This window comes from Acinetobacter sp. RW6 (genome assembly GCF_041956835.1).
Taxonomy (GTDB): Bacteria; Pseudomonadota; Gammaproteobacteria; order Pseudomonadales; family Moraxellaceae; genus Acinetobacter; species Acinetobacter calcoaceticus.
Window position 1 is genome coordinate 1,177,821 of record NZ_CP167121.1, and the last position, 25,958, is coordinate 1,203,778.

General features: G+C 38.9%; 25 protein-coding genes. 22 read left to right on the plus strand and 3 right to left on the minus strand.

Features of this window, described 5'->3' with window-relative positions:
• Positions 1 to 51: 51 nt before the first annotated feature.
• A complete protein-coding gene (locus ACB088_RS05530; RefSeq protein WP_375038240.1) occupies positions 52 to 732 on the minus strand; it encodes a hypothetical protein in 681 nt (226 codons plus the stop codon).
• A 427-nt stretch (positions 733 to 1,159) separates the two neighbouring features.
• On the opposite strand from ACB088_RS05530, the gene ACB088_RS05535 reads away from it, so the two are divergent.
• The 22 genes from ACB088_RS05535 (at position 1,160) to ACB088_RS05640 (ending at position 24,018) form a co-directional block, all read left to right on the plus strand.
• Complete coding sequence (locus ACB088_RS05535) at positions 1,160 to 3,352, plus strand: TonB-dependent siderophore receptor (protein ID WP_375038241.1); 2,193 nt, start codon at positions 1,160 to 1,162, stop codon at positions 3,350 to 3,352.
• A gap of 164 nt (positions 3,353 to 3,516) precedes the next feature.
• Positions 3,517 to 4,470, plus strand: coding sequence for a GNAT family N-acetyltransferase (locus ACB088_RS05540; protein WP_375038242.1), 954 nt, complete (start codon positions 3,517 to 3,519; stop codon positions 4,468 to 4,470).
• A 291-nt stretch (positions 4,471 to 4,761) separates the two neighbouring features.
• A complete protein-coding gene (locus ACB088_RS05545) occupies positions 4,762 to 5,184 on the plus strand; it encodes a glyoxalase (RefSeq protein ID WP_151743678.1) in 423 nt (140 codons plus the stop codon).
• Positions 5,185 to 5,477: 293 nt separating this feature from the next.
• Positions 5,478 to 5,867 (plus strand): cell division protein FtsB, encoded by a 390-nt coding sequence (gene ftsB / locus ACB088_RS05550; protein ID WP_004643028.1) that lies wholly within the window; start codon positions 5,478 to 5,480, stop codon positions 5,865 to 5,867.
• A complete protein-coding gene (ispD, locus tag ACB088_RS05555) occupies positions 5,833 to 6,549 on the plus strand; it encodes a 2-C-methyl-D-erythritol 4-phosphate cytidylyltransferase (RefSeq protein ID WP_375038243.1) in 717 nt (238 codons plus the stop codon). Before ftsB ends, ispD begins: the two co-directional genes overlap by 35 nt.
• Positions 6,550 to 6,891: 342 nt before the next feature.
• On the plus strand, positions 6,892 to 7,563 hold the full coding sequence (locus ACB088_RS05560) for a 3-oxoacid CoA-transferase subunit A (protein ID WP_003652034.1): 672 nt from the start codon (positions 6,892 to 6,894) through the stop codon (positions 7,561 to 7,563).
• 18 nt (positions 7,564 to 7,581) lie between these two features.
• On the plus strand, positions 7,582 to 8,235 hold the full coding sequence (locus tag ACB088_RS05565) for a 3-oxoacid CoA-transferase subunit B (protein WP_004643025.1): 654 nt from the start codon (positions 7,582 to 7,584) through the stop codon (positions 8,233 to 8,235).
• An 11-nt stretch (positions 8,236 to 8,246) separates the two neighbouring features.
• The gene (gene pcaF, locus ACB088_RS05570; protein ID WP_375038244.1) at positions 8,247 to 9,458 is read left to right on the plus strand and encodes a 3-oxoadipyl-CoA thiolase; all 1,212 of its coding nucleotides are present in this window, start codon (positions 8,247 to 8,249) and stop codon (positions 9,456 to 9,458) included.
• Between the two features lie 2 nt (positions 9,459 to 9,460).
• Positions 9,461 to 10,816, plus strand: coding sequence for a 3-carboxy-cis,cis-muconate cycloisomerase (locus ACB088_RS05575; protein WP_375038245.1), 1,356 nt, complete (start codon positions 9,461 to 9,463; stop codon positions 10,814 to 10,816).
• Positions 10,813 to 11,598 carry a 3-oxoadipate enol-lactonase gene (pcaD, locus tag ACB088_RS05580; protein WP_375038246.1) on the plus strand — a complete coding sequence of 262 codons (786 nt, stop codon included), beginning with the start codon at positions 10,813 to 10,815 and terminating at the stop codon, positions 11,596 to 11,598. Before ACB088_RS05575 ends, pcaD begins: the two co-directional genes overlap by 4 nt.
• Before the next feature lie 42 nt (positions 11,599 to 11,640).
• Complete coding sequence (locus ACB088_RS05585) at positions 11,641 to 12,996, plus strand: MFS transporter (RefSeq protein WP_005040146.1); 1,356 nt, start codon at positions 11,641 to 11,643, stop codon at positions 12,994 to 12,996.
• Positions 12,997 to 13,011: 15 nt separating this feature from the next.
• Positions 13,012 to 13,425: a 4-carboxymuconolactone decarboxylase gene (gene pcaC, locus ACB088_RS05590; RefSeq protein WP_005040148.1), complete on the plus strand. Its 414-nt coding sequence runs from the start codon at positions 13,012 to 13,014 to the stop codon at positions 13,423 to 13,425.
• A gap of 10 nt (positions 13,426 to 13,435) precedes the next feature.
• Positions 13,436 to 14,161 carry a protocatechuate 3,4-dioxygenase subunit beta gene (gene pcaH / locus ACB088_RS05595; protein WP_003652026.1) on the plus strand — a complete coding sequence of 242 codons (726 nt, stop codon included), beginning with the start codon at positions 13,436 to 13,438 and terminating at the stop codon, positions 14,159 to 14,161.
• A 14-nt stretch (positions 14,162 to 14,175) separates the two neighbouring features.
• Positions 14,176 to 14,805 carry a protocatechuate 3,4-dioxygenase subunit alpha gene (gene pcaG / locus ACB088_RS05600; RefSeq protein ID WP_003652024.1) on the plus strand — a complete coding sequence of 210 codons (630 nt, stop codon included), beginning with the start codon at positions 14,176 to 14,178 and terminating at the stop codon, positions 14,803 to 14,805.
• A gap of 70 nt (positions 14,806 to 14,875) precedes the next feature.
• Positions 14,876 to 15,703 carry a type I 3-dehydroquinate dehydratase gene (aroD, locus tag ACB088_RS05605; RefSeq protein ID WP_375038779.1) on the plus strand — a complete coding sequence of 276 codons (828 nt, stop codon included), beginning with the start codon at positions 14,876 to 14,878 and terminating at the stop codon, positions 15,701 to 15,703.
• A gap of 19 nt (positions 15,704 to 15,722) precedes the next feature.
• Positions 15,723 to 17,174 carry a nitrous oxide reductase family maturation protein NosD gene (locus tag ACB088_RS05610; RefSeq protein WP_375038247.1) on the plus strand — a complete coding sequence of 484 codons (1,452 nt, stop codon included), beginning with the start codon at positions 15,723 to 15,725 and terminating at the stop codon, positions 17,172 to 17,174.
• A gap of 66 nt (positions 17,175 to 17,240) precedes the next feature.
• Positions 17,241 to 18,560 (plus strand): carbohydrate porin, encoded by a 1,320-nt coding sequence (locus ACB088_RS05615; RefSeq protein ID WP_375038248.1) that lies wholly within the window; start codon positions 17,241 to 17,243, stop codon positions 18,558 to 18,560.
• Positions 18,561 to 18,641: 81 nt separating this feature from the next.
• Positions 18,642 to 21,071 (plus strand): glucose/quinate/shikimate family membrane-bound PQQ-dependent dehydrogenase, encoded by a 2,430-nt coding sequence (locus tag ACB088_RS05620; protein ID WP_375038249.1) that lies wholly within the window; start codon positions 18,642 to 18,644, stop codon positions 21,069 to 21,071.
• 650 nt (positions 21,072 to 21,721) lie between these two features.
• Positions 21,722 to 22,180 (plus strand): DUF6438 domain-containing protein, encoded by a 459-nt coding sequence (locus tag ACB088_RS05625; protein ID WP_133748163.1) that lies wholly within the window; start codon positions 21,722 to 21,724, stop codon positions 22,178 to 22,180.
• Positions 22,181 to 22,315: 135 nt separating this feature from the next.
• Positions 22,316 to 22,729, plus strand: a complete 414-nt coding sequence (locus ACB088_RS05630; RefSeq protein WP_375038250.1) for a YeeE/YedE family protein — start codon at positions 22,316 to 22,318, stop codon at positions 22,727 to 22,729.
• Positions 22,730 to 22,733: 4 nt separating this feature from the next.
• Positions 22,734 to 23,147 carry a DUF6691 family protein gene (locus ACB088_RS05635; RefSeq protein WP_375038251.1) on the plus strand — a complete coding sequence of 138 codons (414 nt, stop codon included), beginning with the start codon at positions 22,734 to 22,736 and terminating at the stop codon, positions 23,145 to 23,147.
• Between the two features lie 4 nt (positions 23,148 to 23,151).
• Positions 23,152 to 24,018, plus strand: a complete 867-nt coding sequence (locus ACB088_RS05640; protein WP_375038252.1) for an MBL fold metallo-hydrolase — start codon at positions 23,152 to 23,154, stop codon at positions 24,016 to 24,018.
• 94 nt (positions 24,019 to 24,112) lie between these two features.
• Here the strand turns inward: ACB088_RS05640 and pcaU are convergent, their stop codons facing one another.
• Together pcaU and ACB088_RS05650 are read right to left on the minus strand one after the other, a co-directional pair.
• Positions 24,113 to 24,925: an IclR family transcriptional regulator PcaU gene (gene pcaU, locus ACB088_RS05645; RefSeq protein WP_003652006.1), complete on the minus strand. Its 813-nt coding sequence runs from the start codon at positions 24,923 to 24,925 to the stop codon at positions 24,113 to 24,115.
• 43 nt (positions 24,926 to 24,968) lie between these two features.
• Entirely contained in the window at positions 24,969 to 25,889 is a 921-nt protein-coding gene (locus tag ACB088_RS05650; RefSeq protein WP_375038254.1) for a LysR family transcriptional regulator, read from the minus strand.
• Between the last annotated feature and the right edge of the window lie 69 nt (positions 25,890 to 25,958).

Sequence of the window (25,958 nt, forward strand, 5' to 3'; positions counted from 1 at the left end):
CAAGCCAAAATTTTGAGGCGGATGGTGGCTTATAACATCCATTAATATACTTTACTGACAATTCGGGCTATACGGAATAGCATCTAAACGTTTTTGAAAAGCACCGGCATTCAGTATATTTTCATACATTTGTTGATATGTTTTTTTGTGATCCTCAATGTTGTGATAATCGATAATTTGTTGAAGTTTGTCTCTATATTCTATATGGCCAGCATGGAACATTGCTGCATAATGTCCCCACAATATATATTGATATCGTACAGCTGCCTTCGGAATTAAATTTATTTCGTTTAAATAGCTATGAGCCGTTTTTTCATAACATTCTTTTATTTCATGAGCATCTTTTTTCATTTTTCTTAACAAAATGCATTGCATCTCTTGTAGTTGTGAACTATCTGTTTTATTTAGAATTTTTTCGGTAACTATATATGCTCCTTTAAGGCAGCCTAAGTGAATAAGTACCTTACGTTTGGTTTTTAAAATATCTAAATTATTATCGCTAGAAGGCATCTTTCTTAGTAAGTTTTTTAATTTTAAATGGGCAGTATCAGGGGCTTGTCCAGCTTTTATTGTATATACAATTTCGTTATATTCAAATATATAGGGGGTGGCTAAAGTATATTGTGTCTGATTACTCTCCATATTAAGTATTTTTGAAGGGCTATCATCAGTAGGATTATTACAAGCGCTTAAACCTAAGCTTGCTAAAGAAAATGCTAAAATTTTATGCACTACAGTTTATACCTTTATTCTCTTTTATGAGATTTATGAAGAATAATAAAATATAAAAGAAAATACTGTGTAGTTTTTTATTTCTCTTGTTCTTGAGCAGTTTCATAGTCAATATTAATTTAGAAGTTATTTTATATCTTTTTAAATCAATAATATAAGCATCATAGTTTGAGTTTCATTAGTCAACAGGATCTGCGTCTAATTTGTTAGAAATCCAGAGTTTTGGGTGGATAGCATATTCTATGGTTAATGCAATATGGATTAATAATTTAAGTTAAACAAATAAGAATAATTATTAACTTAAAGTTGATAACAATTATCATTCGTGTTAATTTTTGTGCCGAACTTTTACTACTGTGTAACAAGGAACAAGGTAGTGGAAGGCTAAAAATATGGTACAGCACATTGGTTATTATGGAATTTTCTTATGTACAATCCGCCCTTTAGAAAAGCATTTAGAGTTCACCCTTTAGCACTTTCTATGGCTTTAACGGTCCCTTCATTTGTTTATGCAGAACAAACCGAAACAGCCACTTTAGCAACGATAAAAGTACAAGCAGAACAAGAAAATCCGGCTATTACTGAAGGTTCGGGAAGCTATACAGCAAAAAGCACAAATACTTCTACAAAATTAAATTTATCTCTTCGTGAAACTCCTCAATCGGTCAAAGTTTTAACCCGTGAATATTTAGATGATCGAAAAATCGATTCTTTTCAAGATTTAATGAACAATATTACGGGTGTTTCAACCTCACGTACTGATGAGCGCCAAAAAGTTTATGCACGTGGTTTTGAGGTGGATTATTACTTAATTGATGGAATACCTAGTACAACAAACTTAGGCACTGGAGATTTAGATTTAGATATTTATGATCGTGTCGAAGTCGTAAAGGGTGCCAATGGACTAACCACAGGTGCTGGAAACCCAGCGATGGCGCTGAACATGATTCGGAAACATGCAAACTCAAAAGAACTCACTGGTAATGTCAGCACATCTTTAGGCTCATGGAATTCTTGGAGTAGCTCAGCTGATGTTTCCACACCGCTCAATGCTGATGGATCATTACGTGGCCGTATGTTTGTAAAGTATTCTGATGAAAAATCATTTATGGATTTCTATGAGAAAGAACGCAATGTATTTTATGGTGCGGTTGATTATGATTTGAGTGATAAAACAAGCATGTCGCTTGGTGCAACTTATCAAGAGTTACATCGTGATGGTATTCGTTGGGGCGGTACACCTGCTTTTTATACTGATGGGACTCGTACCAATTTCTCTAGAAGCTTAACAGTAAGTGCACCTTGGACATATTGGGATGTAAATACAACAGCAGTATTTGCAAACTTAAAGCAGAATTTATTTAATGACGTTAATTTAAATATTGCTTATACCTTCCGTAAAGAAGATACGGCTTCTATGTTGTTGTATACAGCTGGAAAAGTAGACAAGGCAACCAATACAAGTCCATTAGAAAATCCAAATGATAATCAGAAGAATAAACCTGATTATGTTTCTGTATATGGCGCAAAAGCTGCAAATGAAGAAAACAATATTGATGTTTTTATCAATGCTCCATTTACGCTTTTTAATCGTCCACAAGAAATCATTATTGGTGGATCGTGGAATAAGAATGAAAAGACAAAAGATATTTTTGGTGGATCTAACACAAACCAAGACATTGAAAAATATTTAGGTGGTCCGCTTAATTATAATGATATGGCTCAAGAGTTGCTTCAGCCTGTTGTTTTAAACGGTAAAAATGCGCTGAATGAAACCACACAAACTGCTGCATATATTGCTGGTAAATTTCAGATTCTGGATCCTTTGAAAATTATTGCTGGGGCACGCTTATCAAATTGGAAATATGAATCAGAAAATGATAAAGGTAATCGTGAATTTAATAATGAATTAGCACCATATATTGGGGCTATTTATGATTTTGCCCAAGATCATTCTGTATACGCGAGTTATACAGAAATTTTCAAACCTCAAGAACGTAAAGATATAAATGATCAATATATAGATCCGATTACAGGTAAGAGTTATGAGGCTGGCTTAAAGAGCGAATGGTTTGGAGGGCGTTTAAATACAGCGTTGTCAGTATTCCGGATCGAGCAGTCTAATTTTGCTGAATCGATACCTGACACGTTCATTATTCGCAATGGTATAAAAACCACAGAGCAGGCCTATCGCGCTGTAGATGGGGTTGAAAGTAAAGGTTTTGAGTTTGAAGCTGATGGCGAGATTAATGACAATTGGGGTGTTAACTTTGGAATTGCTAATTTTGAAGCAAAAGATGCAAAAGGCACAAAGGTTAATACGACAAACTCTCGAACAACCTCAAATCTATTTGTTAAGTACAAACTTGAACAATGGAGTGCAGGACTTGGCTTAAATTATAAGAGTAAGTACTATACAGGTAGCGGAAGCGCCCGTATTGAGCAAGATGCGTATGTTTTAGCAAGTGCGATGCTTGGCTATCAAGTAGATAAAAATATCAAACTTCAATTTAATATCGATAATATTTTTGATGAGAAATATTATGAAGGTATTGGTGCCAACTCAATGAACTGGGGAATTCCCCGAAATGCAACGTTGAGTGTTCGTTATAATTTCTGATTTAGACTCTCATAAGTAGTCGATTTATAAGAGCCCTTTAATGAGGGCTTTTCTATATTTAAAAGTTAATTGCATTTTTAACTCGTCTTATAAATTGAAGAAAATCTTGACTTCTTTTTTATAAATATGGTTGTATTATGCAACTATATTGTGGATATGTAGAAATGATTGATCAAAAAATTATTAATGAAATTCGTAGTTCATCAAGAATTATGGTTCGTGAATTAGGCTTTATGAGTTCAACTCTTGCTGCCACCGATTATTCTCCTTCCGCTGTCCACTCTTTACTCGAACTTGAAAGTAGGGGCTCACTAACCGCTGTACAACTTGGACAGATTTTGGGGCTGGAAAAATCAAGTATTAGTAGAATGTTAGTTAAACTTATTAAGGCGGGGGAGATTATAGAAGAACAAGACAAGAATGATGCCAGATTAAAAGTGATTAAACTCACTGCTAAAGGAGTAGATACTGTAAGAAAAATTAATAATTATGGAGAGATGAGAGTTGTTCAAGCGATTGAAAAATTAAACTCTTCTAAACAACTTGTTATTGCTCAAGGTCTGACGACGTATGCTGAATCTTTAGTAAACTGTCGAGATAATAAAGATCTTATAGATAACAATAATGTTGAAATTGTGAGTGGTTACCGTGCAGGTATGATCGGTAGAATCGCTGAAATGCATGGTATTTATTATCATGAAAATTATAATTTTGGGTATTTCTTTGAAGGAAAAGTTGCTACGAATTTAGCTGAATTCTGTAATCGTCTTTCTAAAGAACCTAATAATATTTGGTTGGCAATTAAAAATAATCAAATTGTTGGTTCTGTGGCAATTGATGGCGAAGATTTAGGGAATAATGAAGCTCATCTTCGATGGTTTATTTTAAATGACGATTGTCGAGGACAAGGTGTTGGTAAAAAACTACTAAAAGAGGCAATAGATTTTTGTGATCAAAAACAATTTTCAGCTGTTCAATTATGGACTTTTAGCGGTCTTAGCGCAGCAAGAAAGCTTTATGAAAATTTTGGTTTTAAATTGACCAATGAATGGCAAGGAGACCAATGGGGTAGAACTATGTTAGAACAACAATTTTCACGGATAAATAATGAAAACTAACTAAACTTGATTTAAGTTTTTTTATGTACGAGCTCTGAGAAACCACGACTTAATTGCACAACAACATCTTAAATAAGGCTGATGGGTGTTCTGAAAGTTTAGATTTACATGATATTGATTAATAAATCTGTTTTGTATCATCAAAGCTTTGTTTGGAAATGAAATATAGAAAAAGTAAAATATAAAAATATTTAAGTCCTCTTTTATGGTTTAAATTTTAAATAAATATATATTATTTTAATTAAATTATATATAAGTAAACTTTACTTTAAAATAAAGAGGTTAATTATAATGCATCCAATAAATATTCTATTTGTAGCAGGTTTCGGTCCCATAACTCGTGATGATCATATAAGTAAAAAATTATATTTAAATACTATGGGATTACCGCTTAAGAATTTGGAAGGGAATGAATCTTATATGCTAATTGATGAGGGTGGATTAGAAGGAGTAAAACACTTTGCATTATGGCCTTTATCCCAAGCGGCTGATTCTTGTTTTGGTCAAAATGTTTGGCCAGATAATTTGAATATTCCTCAAAGTTGGATTGAATTTGAAGTTGAAGATTTGAAAGTGGCATCAAATGAAATGATTTCAAAAGGTTATGAGCTTCTGGTAAATAATAGATTAGAGCCTTGGGGGCAAGCGGTTACACGGTTCTTAAGCCCTGAAGGAATTTTAATTGGTTTGACCGTAACTCCATGGCTAAGGTAAGGACTTTGGGTTTGTAGGGGAGTTCAAAAAATTTGATTCTAGAGCTGATTCACCTACTCGTACTTTGGTTGGGGGGAGGTAGATTGATTTATAAACAATTGTACTTATAAATATTATTTCCCTTTCAAATTCCATTCATTTTTGACAAAATGAAACATGTCACAATGGTCAATTAAAGTAATATGCCCATTAATAATTTTGCTTAAATTTTTGCAGGAATTGCGCATGTTGTTTGTTAATTACTATACAATACAAAATCTTAACGAAAGTTTTTAATTAAAAATCTTAATGATATGTTAGAAGTATTTCGATCCACTTCAAGCAAACTGATATTGCTACTTGTTATTGTTCTAGTAGCTATACTGCAATATCAATTTTGGTTAGGTGAGGGTGGCTATATCCCTCATCAAGCTCTCATGCAACAAATTCAGCAGCAAGCTGAAGTAAATGAAGAGCTTAAAGAACGAAACCGAATTTTGGCGGCAGAAGTTTTTGACCTGAAAAACGGTACAGAAGCTATAGAAGAACATGCTCGCCTTGATCTTGGTTTGGTTAAACCTCACGAGACATTTGTTCAAATGAGTACAATCAGTACCCATTACAAGCCTATTTATATTGACCCGAACGCTAAAGTTGATTTGGAAACGAATGAGACACCTGCATCCCCAGATATCCCAGACTAAATTATGGGCAGTTATACCCGCTGCAGGATCAGGAAGTCGATTTTCTAAAACTGAATTGAAGCAGTACCAATATATTCAGGATAGGACTGTTTTAGAACACACTATTCGGCGTATAAGTCAACTTCCGTTAAATGGTTATGTTTTGGCTATTGGTACACAAGATACCTTTGCTCAGACTCTTGCATTTCAAGATATAGATAAGGCGCATTTTTGCACTGGTGGGGCTGAGCGAGTTCATTCGGTATTAAATGCGTTAAATCATCTTTTAAATTTTGCTGATGAAAATGATTGGGTTCTTGTGCATGATGCAGCTCGACCTTGTGTAACAGTTGATTGTTTAAATGCACTTGTGGCAAAGGCAATTGAATCAAATGATAGTGCTATTTTAGCAATTCCTGTTCGTGATACTTTAAAGCAGGTTCAAACAGGCGATCATATTGATAAAACAGTAAGCCGAGATTCATTATGGCAAGCTCAAACGCCTCAAATTACTAAAATTGGTAAACTCAAAAAAGCAATTGAGCATGCTTTAGAAAATAACGTCACTATTACAGATGAAGCAAGTGCACTTGAATATATGGGTGAAACTGTACGGGTCGTGATGGGGCGTTCTGATAATATAAAAATTACCTATCCCGATGATTTAGAACTTGCGCGTTTGATTCTCCAATCTCAATCTTAATTCTATTATTTTTTAAATTGCTTGGATGATTAAATCGTCTAAGCAAATTTTCTACATATCTATTTATAACAACTCATATTCTTTTACATTGATAAGTTTTACGATTTATCAAGATTGTACAACTATCTTAGATAATGTTCGATCATCGAACAAAAATAACTTATAGCGAACAAAACCATAGCAGGATAACTAGATCAAATTATAAAAATTATCAAGAATGATTAAAAGGGAAATCTAAGGGAAACACTCGGGATTGAGTGAAATATTTATCTATTCTTCTCGCCTCAGTGTGCCTAACTCTCTTACCTATCTCTTCTTCAATGAGCACAATGGAGTTGTCTAATGATTGACAAAAGTAAGTCCTCTCTTAGCGAGGTTCTATCGCAGATTAAAGATGGAGCAACCATCCTGATTGGTGGTTTTGGTACCGCAGGACAACCCGCTGAACTCATTGACGGACTGATTGAACTGGGTGTTAAAGGCCTAACCATCGTCAGCAATAACGCTGGTAATGGTGATTACGGTCTGGCTAAACTTCTTAAAGCCGGTTCGGTTAAAAAAGTCATCTGTTCTTTCCCACGTCAGTCAGACTCTTATGTGTTTGATGAACTGTACCGTGCCGGAAAAGTAGAGCTTGAAGTAGTACCGCAAGGTAATCTGGCTTGCCGTATTCAGGCAGCGGGTATGGGACTTGGGGCTGTGTTTACCCCAACTGGCTTTGGCACACTTTTAGCTGAAGGCAAAGAAACCCGTGAGATTGATGGTAAAGACTACGTACTTGAATATCCGATTAAGGCTGACTTCGCCTTGATTAAAGCTTACAAGGGCGACCGTTGGGGCAATCTGGTTTACCGTAAATCTGCCCGTAACTTTGGCCCAATTATGGCCATGGCTGCTGATGTCACCATTGTTCAAGTTTCTGAAGTGGTTGAACTGGGTGGGTTAGATCCAGAGCACATTATTACCCCAGGTATCTTTGTACAGCACGTTGTTCAAGTACAGCCCGCACAATAAGCAATAAGGAGAAATAACATGAGCTACCAGAAACTCAGCCGTGACCAGATTGCAAAACGTGTGGCACAAGATATTCCAGATGGCGCCTATGTAAATCTAGGCATTGGCTTACCCACCAAGATTGCAAGCTATTTACCCAACGATAAAGATATTTTCCTTCATTCTGAAAATGGTCTGTTGGCTTTTGGCCCACCGCCAGCAGCAGGTGAAGAAGACCCTGAACTGATTAATGCGGGTAAAGAATTTGTGACTATGCTTGAAGGCGGCAGCTTTTTCCACCATGGCGATTCATTTGCCATGATGCGTGGTGGACACCTTGATATTGCAGTGCTTGGCGCATTTCAGGTTGCAGCGAATGGTGACTTGGCGAACTGGCACACGGGTGCACCGAATGCGATTCCTGCGGTGGGTGGTGCAATGGATTTGGCTGTGGGTGCTAAAAAAGTATTTATCACCACAGATCATGTGACCAAGCAAGGTGAACCCAAGATTGTGGCTGAGCTGAGCTATCCGGTAACGGGTAAGCACTGTGTGGACCGTATTTACACGGACCTGTGTGTGATTGATGTGACCAAAGATGGTTTAAAGGTGCTTGAGAAAGTAGAAGGTCTTAGCTTTGATGAGTTACAGGCTTTGACAGGTGCAACTTTGATTGATGCGACACAAGGGTAAGGAAGTAGGAAATGACATTAAAAAACGCTTATATCATCGATGCTATCCGTACTCCATTCGGCCGTTATGCAGGTGGTCTTGCTCCTGTCCGTGCCGATGACCTTGGCGCTGTGCCGATTAAAGCTTTAATGCAGCGTAACCTGAATGTAGATTGGGAACAGGTCGATGATGTGATCTATGGCTGTGCTAACCAAGCGGGTGAAGACAACCGTAATGTCGGCCGTATGTCAGCACTACTTGCTGGTTTACCGTATCAGGTACCGGCAACCACTATTAACCGTTTATGCGGTTCTTCACTCGATGCGATTGCCATTGCTGCCCGTGCTATTAAAGCAGGTGAAGCGAATTTGGTTATTGCAGGTGGTGTGGAAAGCATGAGCCGTGCACCCTATGTGATGGGTAAGTCAGACAGTGCTTTTGGCCGTAGCCAGAAGATTGAAGACACCACCATGGGCTGGCGTTTTATTAACCCAAAACTTAAAGAATTATATGGTGTAGACACCATGCCCCAGACTGCCGAAAACGTGGCTGAACAGTTTAACGTGAATCGTGCAGATCAGGACCAGTTTGCCTTGGTGAGCCAACAACGCACCGCAAGCGCGCAAGCCAAAGGCTTTTTTTCTAAAGAAATCGTGGCAGTTGAAATCCCTCAGCGTAAGGGTGATGCGGTTGTGATTGACACCGATGAACATCCACGTGCATCGACCACTCTTGAAGCTTTAAGTAAGCTTAAACCAGTTGTAAAAGCAGATGGCACAGTCACTGCGGGAAATGCTTCGGGCATTAACGATGGTGCAGCAGCACTACTGATTGCTTCTGATGATGCAGTTCAGGCCTACAACCTAAAACCGCGTGCCAAGATCATTGCTTCAACAGCGGTAGGTGTAGAACCACGCATTATGGGTTTTGCTCCAGCACCTGCAATCAAAAAGCTTCTTAAACAAGCCAATCTGACTTTAGATCAGATGGATGTGATTGAGCTCAATGAAGCCTTTGCTGCGCAAGCATTAGCAGTGACTCGTGATTTAGGTTTGCCAGATGATTCTGACAAGGTCAATCCAAACGGTGGTGCAATTGCATTGGGCCATCCGTTAGGTGCTTCAGGTGCACGCCTAGTGACCACAGCCTTAAACCAGCTTGAGCAAACAGGCGGTCGTTATGCCTTATGTTCAATGTGTATTGGTGTAGGCCAAGGTATTGCACTCATTATTGAGAGAGTCTAATCATGAGCCAGTTATATGCCAGCTTGTTTTATCAAAAAGACGTCACTGACATCTTTAGTGATTCATCTTTAATCACATACATGATTCAGGTTGAAGCTGCGTTAGCTCAAGCACAGGCACAAGTTGGCGTGATTCCTCAAAATGCGGCTAATACAATTGCACAAGTGGCTGAACAAGCACTAGAAAAGTTTGACTTTCCTGCTTTAGCAGTTGCAACTGGCTTAGCAGGAAATATCGCAATTCCATTTGTAAAACAACTTACAGCAATTGTTAAAGATGTCGATGAAGATGCTTCACGTTATGTGCATTGGGGAGCAACCAGTCAAGATATTTTAGACACAGCATGTATTTTGCAATGCCGTGATGCGTTGAACATTGTGGAAGCACAACTTCAACAGTGCTACACCACTGCATTACAACAAGCTAAGCAATATCGCCATCAGGTCATGATTGGGCGTACATGGTTACAGCAAGCTTTGCCAATTACTTTAGGACATAAGCTTGCACGTTGGGCTTCTGCATTCAAACGTGATTTGGACCGTATACAAGCAATGAAACCACGTGTATTCACTGCCCAGTTAGGCGGTGCTGTTGGTTCATTAGCTTCTTTACAAGATCAAGGTTCACTTGTGGTCAGTGCATTTGCTAAGCAGTTGAATCTGACTGTACCCACAAGCACATGGCATGGTGAGCGTGACCGTATTGTAGAAATCGCAAGTGTGCTCGGCATGATTGTTGGTAACACAGGCAAGATGGCTCGTGACTGGTCACTCATGATGCAAACAGAAATTGCTGAATTGTTTGAGCCAACTGCAAAAGGTCGTGGTGGTTCATCAACCATGCCACACAAACGTAATCCAGTTGCAGCAGCTTCAGTACTTGCAGCAGCGAATCGCGTACCAGCACTTATGTCTAGCATCTATCAAAGTATGGTGCAGGAACATGAGCGTAGCTTAGGCGCGTGGCATGCAGAATGGCTGGCAATCCCTGAAATTTTTCAGCTTTGTGCTGGAGCATTAAGCCGTACTGGTGAAGTTTTACAAGGTTTTGAAGTTAATGCTGAGCATATGCAACGAAACCTTGAATGTACGAACGGTCTGATTATGGCGGAAGCTGTCATGATGGCACTTGCTCCAAAAATTGGACGTTTAACTGCTCATCATGTTGTTGAAGCAGCTTGTAAAACAGCCGTGGCTCAAAACCAGCATTTATCTCAAGTTGTTAGTCAGTTAGATGAAGTAAAAGCACAGTTCAGCCAAGATGAAATTGTGGAAATATTTAAACCAGAAAACTATTTAGGCAACATTCAGCAACAGATTGATGCAGTTTTGCAAGAAGCACAAGGAGAGTCAAAGTGAAACAGACTATTAGCAATCGTCAAGGTAAACAGCTAGCTGTTTATAGTGAAGGCTTAAAAGATGCTCCTGTGCTTGTGTTTTCTAATTCGTTAGGAACAGACCATGGGATGTGGCAGCCACAGTTAAATGAATTAAAAAGTCATTTTAATGTCATTACATATGACACACGTGGCCATGGTGAAAGTGATGTAATTAGCGACACCACATTGCAAAACTTAGCAGAAGATGTTGTTGATATTTTAGATGCCTTAAATGTTGAAAAAGCTCATTTTTGTGGCATTTCAATGGGTGGAATTACAGGGCTTTGGTTAGGTATTCATTACTCAGAGCGCTTTCACAGCATTACTGTAGCGAACTCGGCAGCTAAAATTGGTCAAGCTGATGCTTGGTTAAGCCGTGCAGAATCTGTAGAACAAAATGGTTTAGCTGAATTGGTTAAAACCACGCACACACGTTGGTTTAGTGAAAAATTCGACTATCAACATAATGTGGTTGCACAAACGACGATTCAAAGTCTCGCAAACACACCAGCACAAGGTTATGCCAATGCATGTCGTGCTTTAGCACATGCTGATTTAAGAGATGAAATTGCACAAATCCAGATTCCGGTACTGCTGATTGCAGGAACATACGATCCGGTAACTACCGTAGCAGATGCTGAGTTTATGCAGCGTGCTATCAACAATAGCCAACTTGCGAAAGTGGATGCATCTCATCTTTCTAATATTGAACAACCACAAAGATTTACTCAGGAATTGACTAGGTTTATTCAGCAAATCTAATAGCTTAGTGATTTAAAAGGAATTGGCCTTAAGGAGGCAAATATGGCGTCTCAGGATTACGCTGCACCAAACAAAAGTATCGATGCTCAAGCACTGATTAATGATGCTCCACTCAGTAAGTATCAATGGATGATCGCAATCATCTGTTTCTTAATTATTTTTACTGATGGGATCGATACTGCTGCAATGGGCTTTATCGCTCCAGCTTTGGCTCAGGACTGGGGCGTTGATCGTTCTCAGTTAGGCCCAGTAATGAGTGCTGCACTTGGCGGAATGATTATTGGAGCTTTGGTTTCTGGCCCGACAGCTGACCGTTTCGGTCGCAAAATTGTTTTGGCCGTTTCAATGCTTATTTTTGGTGGTTTTACCTTGGCATCTGCCTATGCCACAAATCTGGATAGCCTTGTTGTATTGCGCTTTTTGACAGGTATTGGGCTGGGTGCAGCTATGCCAAATGCCACCACATTATTCTCTGAATATTGTCCAACACGCATTCGTTCACTATTGGTGACATGTATGTTCTGTGGCTACAACTTAGGTATGGCAACAGGTGGCTTTATTAGTAGCTGGCTCATTCCGACTTACGGTTGGCACAGTCTATTTTTGCTGGGTGGCTGGTCACCTCTGATTTTAATGATTTTAGTGATTTTCGTTTTACCTGAGTCTTACCGCTTTTTAATTGTTAAAGGTAAAGACCCAGAGAAAGTACGCAAAATTTTAAATCATATTGCGCCAACTCAAGTTAAAGACGTAAGCACTTTTTATGTTCCAGAAGAGAAAACTGAAACAGCTCAAAAGAAAAATGTTTTTGGAATTATGTTTTCTAAACCATATGCGAAAGGAACACTTTTGCTTTGGTTGACCTATTTCATGGGCTTAGTCGTTGTTTACTTGCTTACAAGCTGGTTACCAACACTCATGCGTGAAACAGGTGCTTCAATGGAGCGTGCTGCATTTATTGGTGGGTTGTTCCAGTTCGGTGGTGTGGTGAGTGCATTATTCATTGGTTGGGCGATGGACAAATTCAACCCGAACCGAGTGATTGCTATTTTCTACTTCGCCGCAGGTCTATTTGCGATTGCTGTCGGTCAAAGCTTAGGAAACTCAACATTACTTGCTGTATTGGTGCTTTGTGCAGGTATCGCAATTAATGGTGCGCAATCTTCAATGCCAGCTTTAAGTGCACGTTTTTATCCAACTCAATGCCGTGCAACGGGTGTGTCTTGGATGACGGGTATTGGGCGTTTCGGTGCGGTATTTGGCGCTTGGATTGGTGCCGTATTACTCGGCAATGATTGGTCGTTTACTGCCATTCTCAGTTTATTACTGATTCCAGCGACTGCTGCGGCTGTTGCTGTATTTGTTAAATCACTTGTTGCGCATACCGATGCAACTTAATGGAGGTCTATCACAATGAATGATGAAGAACGCTATAAACAAGGCATTGAAGTGCGGACTGAAGTTTTAGGTGAAAAGCATGTTGGTCGGTCTTTGCAGAACTTGAATGACTTTAACCAAGATTTTCAAAATTTTATTAGCCGTTACGCATGGGGTGAGGTGTGGTCTCGTCCAGGCTTGCCACGTCACACACGTAGTTTAGTGACTATCGCAATTTTATTGGCGCTTGGTCGTGAAGATGAACTACGCATGCATTTACGTGCTTGCTTCAACAACGGTGTAACTAAAGAAGATTTAAAAGAGTTGATCTTACATAGCTCACTCTATGCAGGTTTACCTGCTGCAAACGCTGCAATGCATATGGCTGAAGAAGTCTTTAAAGAATTGGGGATAGAAGTAAGCCCAGTTGCAGCGAAAGAACAGGATTAAGGAGATAAAGATGTCACAACATAGCTGGGGTGCTTACGCCCAACGTAATACAGATGATCATCCACCAGCGTATACGCCAGGTTATAAAACAAGTGTATTACGTTCGCCAAAAAATGCATTGATCTCTATTAACGAGACTTTAACTGAAGTCACTGCACCGCATTTTTCTTCAAATCTGTTCGGTCCAAAAGATAACGATTTGATTCTGAACTATGCAAAAGATGGTTTGCCAATTGGTGAGCGTGTCATTGTTCATGGCTATGTTCGTGATCAATTTGGTCGTCCTGTAAAAAATGCGCTTTTAGAAGTATGGCAAGCCAATGCTTCAGGTCGTTACCGTCATCCAAACGATAAATTTATTGGCGCCATGGACCCTAACTTCGGTGGTTGTGGTCGTACATTAACGGATGAAAATGGTTTTTATATTTTCCGTACCATTAAACCGGGTCCGTACCCATGGCGTAACCGTATTAATGAATGGCGTCCGGCACATATTCATTTCTCTTTAATTGCTGATGGTTGGGCTCAACGCCTGATTTCACAGTTTTATTTTGAAGGCGATACTTTAATCGACTCTTGTCCGATTTTAAAAACCATTCCTTCTGAAGATCAACGTCGTGCACTAATTGCACTAGAAGATAAAAACAACTTTATCGAAGCTGATAGCCGTTGTTACCGTTTTGACATCACTTTACGTGGACGTCGAGCGACTTACTTCGAAAACGAATTGACTTAATCAGGAGCCTTAGCATGAATAACTGGAATTTTCAGGAATTAAAAGAAACTGCATCTCAAACGGGTGGTCCTTACGTTCACATTGGTTTGTTACCACAACAAGCAAATATCGAAGTTTTTGAAAACAACTTTAATAACCAGCTTGTACAAGACCAGACCCAAGGTCAGCGTATCCGTCTTGAAGGGCAAGTATTTGACGGGTTAGGTTTACCTCTACGCGATGTGCTTATCGAAATTTGGCAAGCCGATGCAAATGGTATTTACCCAAGTCAGGCTGATACACGTGAGCAAAAAGCTGACCCAGCTTTTCAAGGTTGGGGCCGTACTGGTGCAGACTTTGAAACGGGTATTTGGAGTTTCAATACAATTAAACCGGGCGCAACTGCAGGGCGTAAAGGTTCAACTCAGGCACCTCATATTGCTTTAGTGATTTTTGCTCGTGGTATTAATTTAGGTCTTAATACGCGTGTTTATTTTGAAGATGAAGCAGAAGCAAATGCCAATGACCCAATTTTAAATAGCATTGAATGGGCACCACGTCGTCAAACACTTATTGCGAAACGTTTTGAAGAAAATGGTGAAGTTGTTTACCGCTTTGATATTCGTATTCAAGGCGATGACGAAACCGTATTTTTTGATATTTAAGAAACACCTAAGGCTACACATGATCGCCCATGGATGCGTGTAGCCTTTTTCAAGGATGAATGATATGAACATGAAAACATTATTAAGCTTAAGTTTGCTTGCACTTCCATGTTTTACAGCGCAGGTGAATGCTGAACCTGTCGCTTTAGCTGCTCAAACACAACCTGCGAGTACAGCTGTTAAAACGATTGTTCCGATTACTGCAAAAACTAAAGAACAAGCTTTGGCACAAGCTCAAGTCATTGCAAATACAGCAGATGCTGATTTGGCAGAATTCCGTATCGATTTATTGAGTTTTGCTAGTGATACAAAACAAGTGATTGCGTTAGGTCATGAATTAAAAAAGATCTTAGGCAATAAGCCAATGATTGCCACAATTCGTACTAAAAACGAAGGTGGTCAACTTGAAATTAGTGATGCGGATTATGGTAAGACCTATCAGGCTTACTTAAAAAATCCTTTCATGGACTGGTTAGATGTTGAAATGTTTCGTGATCAAAAAGTAGTTTCAGAAATTGTTCAAAAAGCACATCAAAAGAAAGTGCTGGTTGTAATGTCTAATCACGACTTTCAGAAAACACCAAGCCAAGATGAAATTGAAAAGCGCTTGTTAAAACAAGATCAGATGGGCGCAGATGTTCTCAAAATTGCAGTAATGCCAAAATCTAAACAAGACGTTTTCACTCTAATGAACGCGACTTTAAAAGTAAGTCAGCAAACCACTAAACCTTTATTGACCATGTCAATGGGCCAACTAGGTACGATTTCTCGTGTTGCGACAGCCAATATGGGCGGAAGTTATAGCTTTGGCATGATTGGTGAGGCTTCTGCACCGGGGCAAATTGATGTGACTAAGCTCAAACAGATTTTAAAAACCGTTCAACCAACAAATCCATAAATCATAAGGACATGATGAAATGAATACATTACGTTTAACTACTCTTGCATTAGGTTTGATGGTTTCAGGTGTAGCCGCGGCTCAAACTTATGTTGTTGACCGTTATCAGGACGACAGCAATAAAGGTTCTTTACGTTGGGCAATTGAGCAAGCCAATGCTAACCCAGCCGATGCGAGCGAAATCTTGATTCAGGCAGTGGGCAAAGCACCTTATGCAATCAAATTAAACAGCGCGCTTCCTGAGATTAAAGCACCGGTCAAAATCATTGGTACCCAGTGGGATAAAACTGGTGAATATATTGCGATCGATGGTTCAAATTATATTAAAGGCGAAGGTGCGAAAGCTTGCCCAGGCGCAAACCCTGAACAGTATGGGACCAATGTGCGTACGATGACTTTACCGGGCTTAGTACTACGCGATGTAAATAACGTCACGTTAAAAGGTCTAGATATTCATCGTTTCTGTATTGGTGTATTGATCAACCGTTCAAGCAATAATCTCATTCAGCACAACCGTATTAGCAATAACTACGGTGGTGCTGGTGTCATGCTTACTGGTGATGATGGTCAAGGTAATCCAACTGCAACCACGACCAATAACAACAAAGTTTTAGACAACATCTTCCAAGATAATGGCGATGGTTTAGAACTAACCCGTGGTGCTGCTTTTAACCTGATTGCAAATAACCATTTTGTTTCAACTAAAGCAAACCCAGAGCCATCACAAGGTATTGAAATTTTGTGGGGTAATGACAATGCCGTAGTCGGTAATAAATTCGAAAACTATTCGGATGGCTTACAGATTAACTGGGGTAAGCGTAACTATATTGCCTACAATGAAATGACCAATAACTCGATTGGTTTCAACATGACAGGTGATGGCAACATTCTCGATAGCAACAGAGTTCATGGTAACCGTATTGGGGTCGCGATTCGTTCGGAAAAAGATGCAAATGCAAAAATTACATTGACTAAAAACCTGATTTGGGACAATGGTAAAGATATTAAGCGCTGTGAGGCGGGTGGTTCATGTGTACCGAATCAGCGTTTAGGTGCAATTGTATTTGGTGTACCTGCACTTGAGCACGAAGGATTTGTAGGTTCTCGTGGTGGTGGTGTAGTTGTTGATCCATCTAAACAACAAAAAACATGTACTCAACCAAATCAACAAGGCTGTAATGCTCAACCTAATCAGGGTATTAAAGCTCCTAAATTAACTGCGAATAAAGGTTCAGTTGCAGTAGAAGTTAATGGTTTACCAAATCAACGTTACCAAGTTGAATTTTTTGGTAATCAAAATGCGGTATCAAAAGAAGCCGAGCAATATTTAGGGGCAATAACAGTTGCTACAGATGCACAAGGAATCGCAAAAGCAAATTGGAAGCCAACTGTAAAAGTTGCCTCAATTACAGCGAATATTACTGATCGTTTTGGTGCAACTTCTGAGCTTGGTTTTACAAGTGTTAAATAACAATAAGGAAAGCGCCTCAAACTGAGGCGCAGCATAGAAATATAGAAATGATAAAAGGGACTTAAAATGCCGAATTTAATGAAACTGAGTGTATTAACAATCGCTGTATTGGGTAGCCAATTTGCGCTTGCGAATGAGCCGTGGTCACAAGACCGTCAATGGTTACTTGGCGACTGGAATGGTGAGCGCCAGCAGCTAGAGCAACAAGGCTATAAATTTACAGCTTCTATTATGAGCCAAGCTGCCACAAATTTAGATGGTGGTTACAACGACAGCAATACTTTTGAAAATGCTGCACAACTTTCTTTAGGTGCAAACTTCGACTTAGAAAAAATTGCTGGATGGAAAGATACAACTGCCAGTTTAGTGGTGACTAAACGTGATGGGAATGCACTAACTCTCGAGCGTATTAAAGACCCGCGTTCTAGCCAATTAGGCAATGCTCAAGAGATTTATGGTCGCGGTAAAATCTGGCGCCTGTCTCAGGCATGGGTGAAAAAGGGTTTTGCTGATAATACAGTACAGGTCAAATTCGGTCGTATGGGCATGTCAGAGGATTTTAATAGTTCTCAATGCGAGTTTCAGAACTTATTGCTTTGCGGTGGACAGTTAGGAAAATCAATCGGTTCGATCTGGTATAACTCGCCAGTTGGTGTTTGGGCTACAAATGTTAAATATCAGTTTGCGCCTGAGTGGACATTGGGACTGGGTGTTTATGAGGTAAATCCAGACAACATTAAAACCGAATCAAACAGTGATGGTTTTAATCTAGATATGAACAACGTGAAGGGCGCAACCATACCAGTTGAGCTTGCATGGAAACCAAAACTTGCTGCTTTTAATGGCTTACCGGGTGAATATAAAGTAGGGGCGTTGTATTCAACCGCAGAAGCGAATGACATTAAAACTGCGGGCAAAGTTCATGACGGAAAACAAAGTTTCTGGATTAATGCTCAGCAGCAACTTACCCATAAAGGTGAAGACCCTAAACGTGGTTTATACGTAAGCTTGAACGGTGTTGTAAATGATAAAGCAACCACCTTTGTTCAAAGTACACAACAACTTGCACTTTGGTATAAAGGGCCGTTTGATAGCCGTCCAAACGATTCGATTGGTTTTGGTATTGCCAATTATGTGGTCAATGATCGTGCTAAAGATAAGCAGATCGCGACAAACGAAAGCCGTGGATACTATAGCTATGATGCGATTGCATCTGACTATATTCCAATTCAAGACGACGAACTAAATGTCGAGTTGAACTATACCTATCAATGGTCTCCGGCCGTTATGTTACGTCCAAACATTCAATATATCCATCAACCTGCTGGTGTAAAAGCGGTCGATGATGCTTGGGTGGCTGGTCTTAGCGTGAAAGTCAATTTTTAACAATGTTGATGGCTGGTTAGACATAGTTTAACTGGCCCAAATGCTTGAACTATTGTGTTCAGTATATGTGGAGTAGGATCTATGTCTGAGTCAGATTCTAAGTTTCATATCTTATTCAAAATATGGTGTTTTCTATTAGGCCTAGTTTTATTGGCTACTGGTGTTTTTTACATCGTAGGCGGTGGAAAGCTAGTTTCATTAGGTGGATCTTGGTATTTCCTCATCGCAGGACTATTTATTACAATTTCTGCATTTAGTATTTTTCGTAAAAAGGCGCTTGGTGTCTGGATTTTTGCGGCTGTTTTTGTTGGCACCGTAATTTGGTCGCTGATTGATGCAGGTTGGGAATTCTGGCCGTTATTCTCGCGGTTAATGTTTCCTGCTGGTCTATTTGCTGCATTGTTATTTACCTTACCTTCAATTCGACGTTACCAATTCCAAAGCGGTTTGGCATCTTCATCTTACGCAGTTGGTGGGTTAGTTGTTGTCGGTATGTTGATTGCGTTCTATCAAATGTTCCAACCACATCCAACAGTAGCAAGTTCAGGTGAAAAACTACCTTTAGTGCCAGTTGATCCTGCTAAAAAACAGGTGAATTGGGAAAACTATGGAAATGATGCTGGTGGTAGTCGTTTCGTTGCTCTCGATCAAATTAACCGAGATAACGTTCATAAACTAAAAGAAGCTTGGCGTTTTAGAACAGGTGATTTTACAACGGGTAGCGGTAATGGTGCGGAAGACCAAATGACCCCGCTACAAGTTGGAAATAAAGTTTTTTTATGTACACCACATAACAACATTTTTGCAATCGATGCTGATTCAGGCAAACAGCTCTGGAAAGCTGAAGTGAATTCTAAAGCTGATGCTTGGGAGCGCTGCCGTGGCGTTGCATACTTTGATTCGACTAAGCCACTTGTACAACCAACGTTGGCTGGCGCAAATGCAATAACTCCAGTTGCAAACAATACCGCATGTCCTCGTCGTTTATATACCAATACACCTGATGGTCGTTTAATTGCAGTCAATGCAGATAACGGTCAGCGCTGTGCTGACTTTGGTGTAAATGGAACAGTTGATCTGTTAGAAGGTCTTGGCGCTGGAACTAAAGCTCCACGTTTTGAAGTAACTTCTGCACCAACTATTGCAGGTACAACCATTGTGGTAGGTAGCCGTATTGCCGATAACGTTGCCGCAGATATGCCGGGTGGTGTTATTCGTGGTTATGACGTGATTACCGGTAAACTTCGCTGGGCATTTGACGCACGTAATCCGAACCCTAACTATGTTCTTAAACCGGGTGAAACGTATAAACGTAGTTCAGCAAACTCTTGGGCTGCAATGTCTTATGATCCGCAAATGAATACGGTGTTCTTACCTATGGGTAGTTCATCTGTCGACATTTGGGGTGGTAATCGTAATACGTTAGATCATAAATATAACACTTCTGTTTTGGCACTTGATGCAACAACAGGTAAAGAAAAGTGGGTATATCAAACTGTTCATAATGATTTATGGGACTTTGACTTACCAATGCAACCGAGTCTAGTCGACTTCCCATTAAAAGATGGTACGACGAAACCTGCTGTTGTCATTGGAACCAAATCAGGCCAATTCTTTGTACTTGACCGTGTAACTGGTAAACCATTAACTAAAGTGATTGAACAGCCAGTTAAGCCTGCAAATATTCCGGGTGAGCAATACAGTGCAACTCAACCACGTTCAGTTGAAATGCCTCAAATTGGTAATCAGACTTTAACTGAATCAGATATGTGGGGTGCAACGCCGTTTGATCAGCTCATGTGCCGTATTAACTTCAAGTCAATGCGTTACGAAGGTTTATTTACTGCACCAGGTACTGACGTTTCATTAAGCTTCCCAGGTTCTTTGGGTGGTATGAACTGGGGTAGCATTGCATTTGATCCGACACATCGCTATATGTTCGTAAACGATATGCGTCTTGGGTTATGGATTCAGTTAATGGAACAAACCCCTGAAGACATTAAGATTCAGGCGAGTGGTGGAGAGAAAGTAAATACGGGTATGGGCGCTGTGCCAATGAAAGGTACACCATATAAAGTGAATAAAAACCGCTTTATGTCGGCGCTTAGCATTCCGTGTCAAAAACCACCATTTGGTACCATGACTGCGATTGACTTAAAAACTCGTCAGATTGCATGGCAAGTACCGCTTGGTACAGTACAGGATACTGGACCTATGGGTATCAAAATGGGCTTAAAAGCACCAATTGGTATGCCAACTATTGGTGGACCAATGGCAACACAAGGCGGATTGGTCTTCTTTGCAGCAACACAAGATTACTACTTACGTGCTTTTGATTCATCTACAGGTAAAGAACTGTGGAAATCACGTATGCCAGTGGGTAGCCAAGGAACCCCAATCAGCTATGTTTCACCGAAAACAGGTAAACAATATGTAGTGGTTACGGCAGGCGGAGCTCGTCAGTCTCCTGATCATGGTGATTATGTAGTCGCTTATAGCTTAGATCAATAATTCAATAAGGCAAAAGAGAGCATTTCTCTTTTGCCTTTAACTTTAATATATTTTTTGTATTAAAGCCTGGGAGTAAGTTCTATTATTTTAACTAGATAGGTTTACCAAATAGTAAAAAAGTGCTTTAACTTATTGCAAAACCTAAAATATTCCTAAGATTGATAATCCTTGAACACTAGATGTAGCCGAACTGTTAGATATTTTTTCACAATGTTTTACCTATAAATAAATCTCATTTGTTTATTAAGTTTTGTTTAACTTAAGATGGTGAATTTTAATTAGAAATAAACATTATTAACTTATTACACTTAAAAATCAGGTTTTTTTTGTTGAAAAAACAAGCGTAAATATATATTTATATTATATTTATATAATTTATAGCATTACGTTAGAATGGTCGTCGCAGGTTATTACTACCCAGTAATAATTTGTATTTCAGGATTTTAAGCTTTTATTGGCTTAAGGCTCATCGCAAGATGGGCCTTTTTTTATGCGATTTTGATCATAATATTTCATTACTATAAAATAGCCTAAGCAAGAATTTATATCAATTAAAGAAAACTATCACAAAAAATAGTCTTTAATGACAAGAAGTGTATGATTTGATAAATTAAAGCTACTTGATAATAATAGGTGATACGATGAGATTTTTGGTTCTTGCAACTTTATCTGGTTTAGCTTTGATGGGTTGTGCTTCTGTTCAGCAAGCACCGAATACACTAGAAACTATTCGTTATGCTTCTAGCCCATGCTTTGGTGCATGCCCAATCTATTCAGTAGAAGTAGCACCTACGGGTTTAATTCGCTTTGAAGGCAAACAATATACTAAAGCTATAGGTGTTAAAGAAATTCAAGGCAGTGTAAAAGACTATCAAAAACTTGCAGATGATTTAAAAACTTATCGCCCAGAAACAGGCACACAAGCGAAAACTGGTGGATGTCAGCAAACCGCTACCGATATGTCTAGTTATTACATTTCTTGGATTCAACCAAATGGCACAGAAACAAAATTAAGCCATTACACAGGTTGCATGTCTCCTGCGAATAATAGATTGAATAAAGTCATGGAAAAGTTGCCTGAACAATTAGGCATTAAAGATCTAATTTAATGATAAAAGCCCCAAAATCTTGGGGCTTTTTCTTGTTAAGAAGAATTATATACTTGGGAGTCTTATTTTAAGTATTTCTAAAAGAATCAGCGTATAATACAGATTATAAAAACATATATTGTTAAGAGTGGTTATATGTCACATATTGTCTATGCCTTTTTGGGTGGTTTGTTACTCGGCATCGCAACAGTTGGATTTTTATATATAAATGGTCGTGTAGCTGGAATTAGTGGATTGCTTGCTCAAATCATTAATCCAACTAGAGAGACCTTTAAAAGTTCTGCATTCTGGTTCATTGCTGGACTAGTGATCACACCTTTCATATATGGTTATTTTTATCAGCCTGAAATTGAAATTAAAGCCAACACATATGCACTTATTTTAGCAGGCGTACTTGTTGGCTTTGGAACACGGTTAGGATCTGGTTGTACAAGCGGTCATGGTATTTGTGGCATGAGCAGGTTATCAAAACGCTCGATGATAGCGACAGCAGTTTTTATGTTTGCTGGCATGTTAATGGTTTATATCATTCGTCATGTGTTGGGGTAATCCTATGAAAAACATTTTTGCTTTTATATTTGGTAGCTTGTTTTCATTGGGTTTAATGATCTCGGGCATGTCTAATCCTGAAAAAGTATTAGGTTTTCTAGATATATTTGGACAGTGGGATATCAGCTTAATGTTTGTAATGTTAGGTGCTATTGCTGTGGCATTTATTCCATTTCAAAAAGCGATTAAAAATCCAAAAACACTTTTTAATGAACAAATTCAATTACCAATGACTACACAGATTGACCAAAGGTTAATTGTTGGTGCTTTTATTTTTGGTATAGGCTGGGGAATAGCAGGCATATGTCCAGCGCCCGCCTTAACGCTTATTGGGTTAGGACATTTTGAAGCGCTTTATTTTATTGTCGCAATGTTATTAGGAATGTTTATTTACCGATTTTTAAATAAAGGAAATTAAACCTATGCAACAACCTCTAGTAAAAGATTTTTTTGATGAAAATACCAATACTTTTAGCTATGTTGTTGCGGATTTGGTTACGCGTCAATGCGCCATTATTGACAGTGTACTTGACTACGATGCAGCTTCAGCGACTACGAAAACAACCAATGCTGATCTGATTATCGATTATGTTTTAGCTCAAAACTTCAAAGTGCAATGGATTTTAGAAACCCATGTGCATGCAGACCATATGACCGCGGCCCAATATTTAAAATCTAAATTGGGTGGCACAATTGCCATAAGTCAAAAAATTTCAATCGTACAAGAAACTTTTTCTGCTATCTATAATTTTGATTTTAAAAAATTTAATGAAAATCAGCCTTTTGATTATTTATTTGAAGATCATGAACATTTCAAAATAGGGGATATAGAGGCTTATAACATTCCTACGCCAGGGCATACACCTGCTTGCTTAAGCTATTTAATTGCTGATGCTGTTTTTGTGGGTGATACTTTATTTATGCCTGATTATGGTTCGGCTAGATGTGACTTTCCTAAAGGGAGTGCCGCCGCTCTCTATGACTCGGTACAACAGCTTTATACACTTCCTGATAACATGCGCATGTTCTTATGCCATGACTATAAGCCAGAAGGTCGTGATGAATATGTCTGTCAAACAGACATAAAAACTCAAAAGCAAAGCAATATTCATTTAAATCGACAAGTTTCTAAAGAGTCATTCATAAAAATGCGCCAAGAAAGAGACGCAACTTTACCAATGCCAAAATTAATCTTGCCTTCAATACAAATTAATATGTATGCAGGAAATTTTCCGGAACCTGAAGCGAATGGCATCCGTTATTTAAAAATACCATTTAATTATTTTTAGAAATAGCCTAAGCATATCCATCCAGTCATTACCACTCAACAAATAGCCTAAGCAAATAATAAAATTTATCCCATGAAAATAGCCTAAGTAAGATTTAAAGAACTTGTCTCAAATCCCGCGAAGTCTCTTGCAATAAAGGCAAAATATGTTGAATTAAATATTCTTCAGTTGTTTTCATGGTTGGAGAAACAATATTTAAAGCCGCAACGACTTTAAAGTCTTGCCCATAAATTGGTACGGCGAGTGCGTGAACACCTAATTCATGTTCTTCACGTGAATAACACCAATCTTGTTCTCGAATTTCTTGTAGTAACTCTAAAAATTTATCGTTTTCAATATGCGTATATTTGGTTAAACGCTGTAGTGGGTATTTTTGAAGCCAGTCCAATTGTTCTTCTTGGCTTAAATGTGCCAGTAAAATTTTACCCGCCGAGGTCGCATGAGCAGGCAAGCGATTACCCAAATGTAACCCGTATGGATTTACACGGTCAGTTTGTTGGTGCGCCGCACTACGTGCAATGGTAATGGCTTCATAACCGTCAAGTACCATCACAGAATAAATCAGAGAGGTTTGGTTAGTTAATAGGTTTAATAAAGGCTGCGATACTTTTGGAAGTTGAGCTGCACCTAAATAAGCCCCCGAAAATTTAAGAACTTTAGGGGTTAAATAGTAATAGTGACCATCTGACTCAAGATAGCCTAGATATTCTAAGGTTAATAAATGACGTCTTGCTGCCGCTCGGGTAAGCCCAGTTTTTTCAGCGGCCATAGAAATATTTAAACGATGTTGATTGCTGCTAAAGCTATCTAAAATCGCCATGCCTTTACCAATGCCAGCAATGTAATCTTCATGACGAATAGTTTTCTTGTTGTCCTGATTCTGGATTATTCGTTCATCTTTACTCATAACAGGTCCTTGTACGATGTAGGCGTTAGTAGATCAATTTGCTTTACAGAAAAAGTTTAATAATTTCATGTCGCAAAAATTGATGCCTTAAATTATCCCTTAAATCTTCATGCCAAAACATCCCCATTTTGATATTGGTTATCTCAAATGGGAGTGAATGCAAACGAATGTCCGAACTATAGGATAAATGCTGCAAAATCATTCGGGGCATAGTCAATATTGCGTCAGCTTGAGCCTCCAAAACTTGTAATGCTGTTGAGTAGTTTTGACAGCGCATGAATACATTTCTTGAAATTTTTTGATGTTGGTTTAAATAAATATCTTCAAGTAAAGCACCCGTACGGCGTGACGAAACACCGATGTGTCGGCCACTGATATAACTCGATAAATCGACTTCTTTAAGTTGACTGCAAATGACGAACTCGTCTGTTACAAGGTGGTCAAAGGTAATTTTTGGAGATAAGTATTGTTCCAAATCAATCACGAAGTCGAGCTGCTGCGTCGCCAAGTCGGCCGTAATATGTTTTCGATCTAGCTTCATACTCACAAACTGCAAATCTAAATTAAGATTTTGAAAATGTTGAACAAGTCTTGGAAGAATAATAGGCTCAATTTCATCATGCACAGCGATTTTTAAGTTTTTTAAACTGGTTGGGTCAAAGACGTGTTTCTGCAGGCTAATATTTTGAATGGTTAAAAGCGCTTGCTTCACAGTGGGGTAAATCTGTTCTGCAAAAGGCGTTGCAGACATTTTATTGCCTACACGTATAAATACATCATCTTCGAGTTGTTGGCGTAACCGTTGCAGAGCATGGCTTGCTGCCGATTGTGTAATGTTGAGGCTACTTGCAGCATTTGAAATACTTTTTTGCTCATAAATCGCGATAAAAAGAGGATATAAATTGATATCTATTCGATGGAAAAAGCTTAAATCGAGCCCATGCAGGTTATGAATATTATTCATGATGTGTTATTTAATAAAATCATTTCATTCATATTAAGTTTCAAGTTATGTTGATGTAAAGACAAGATA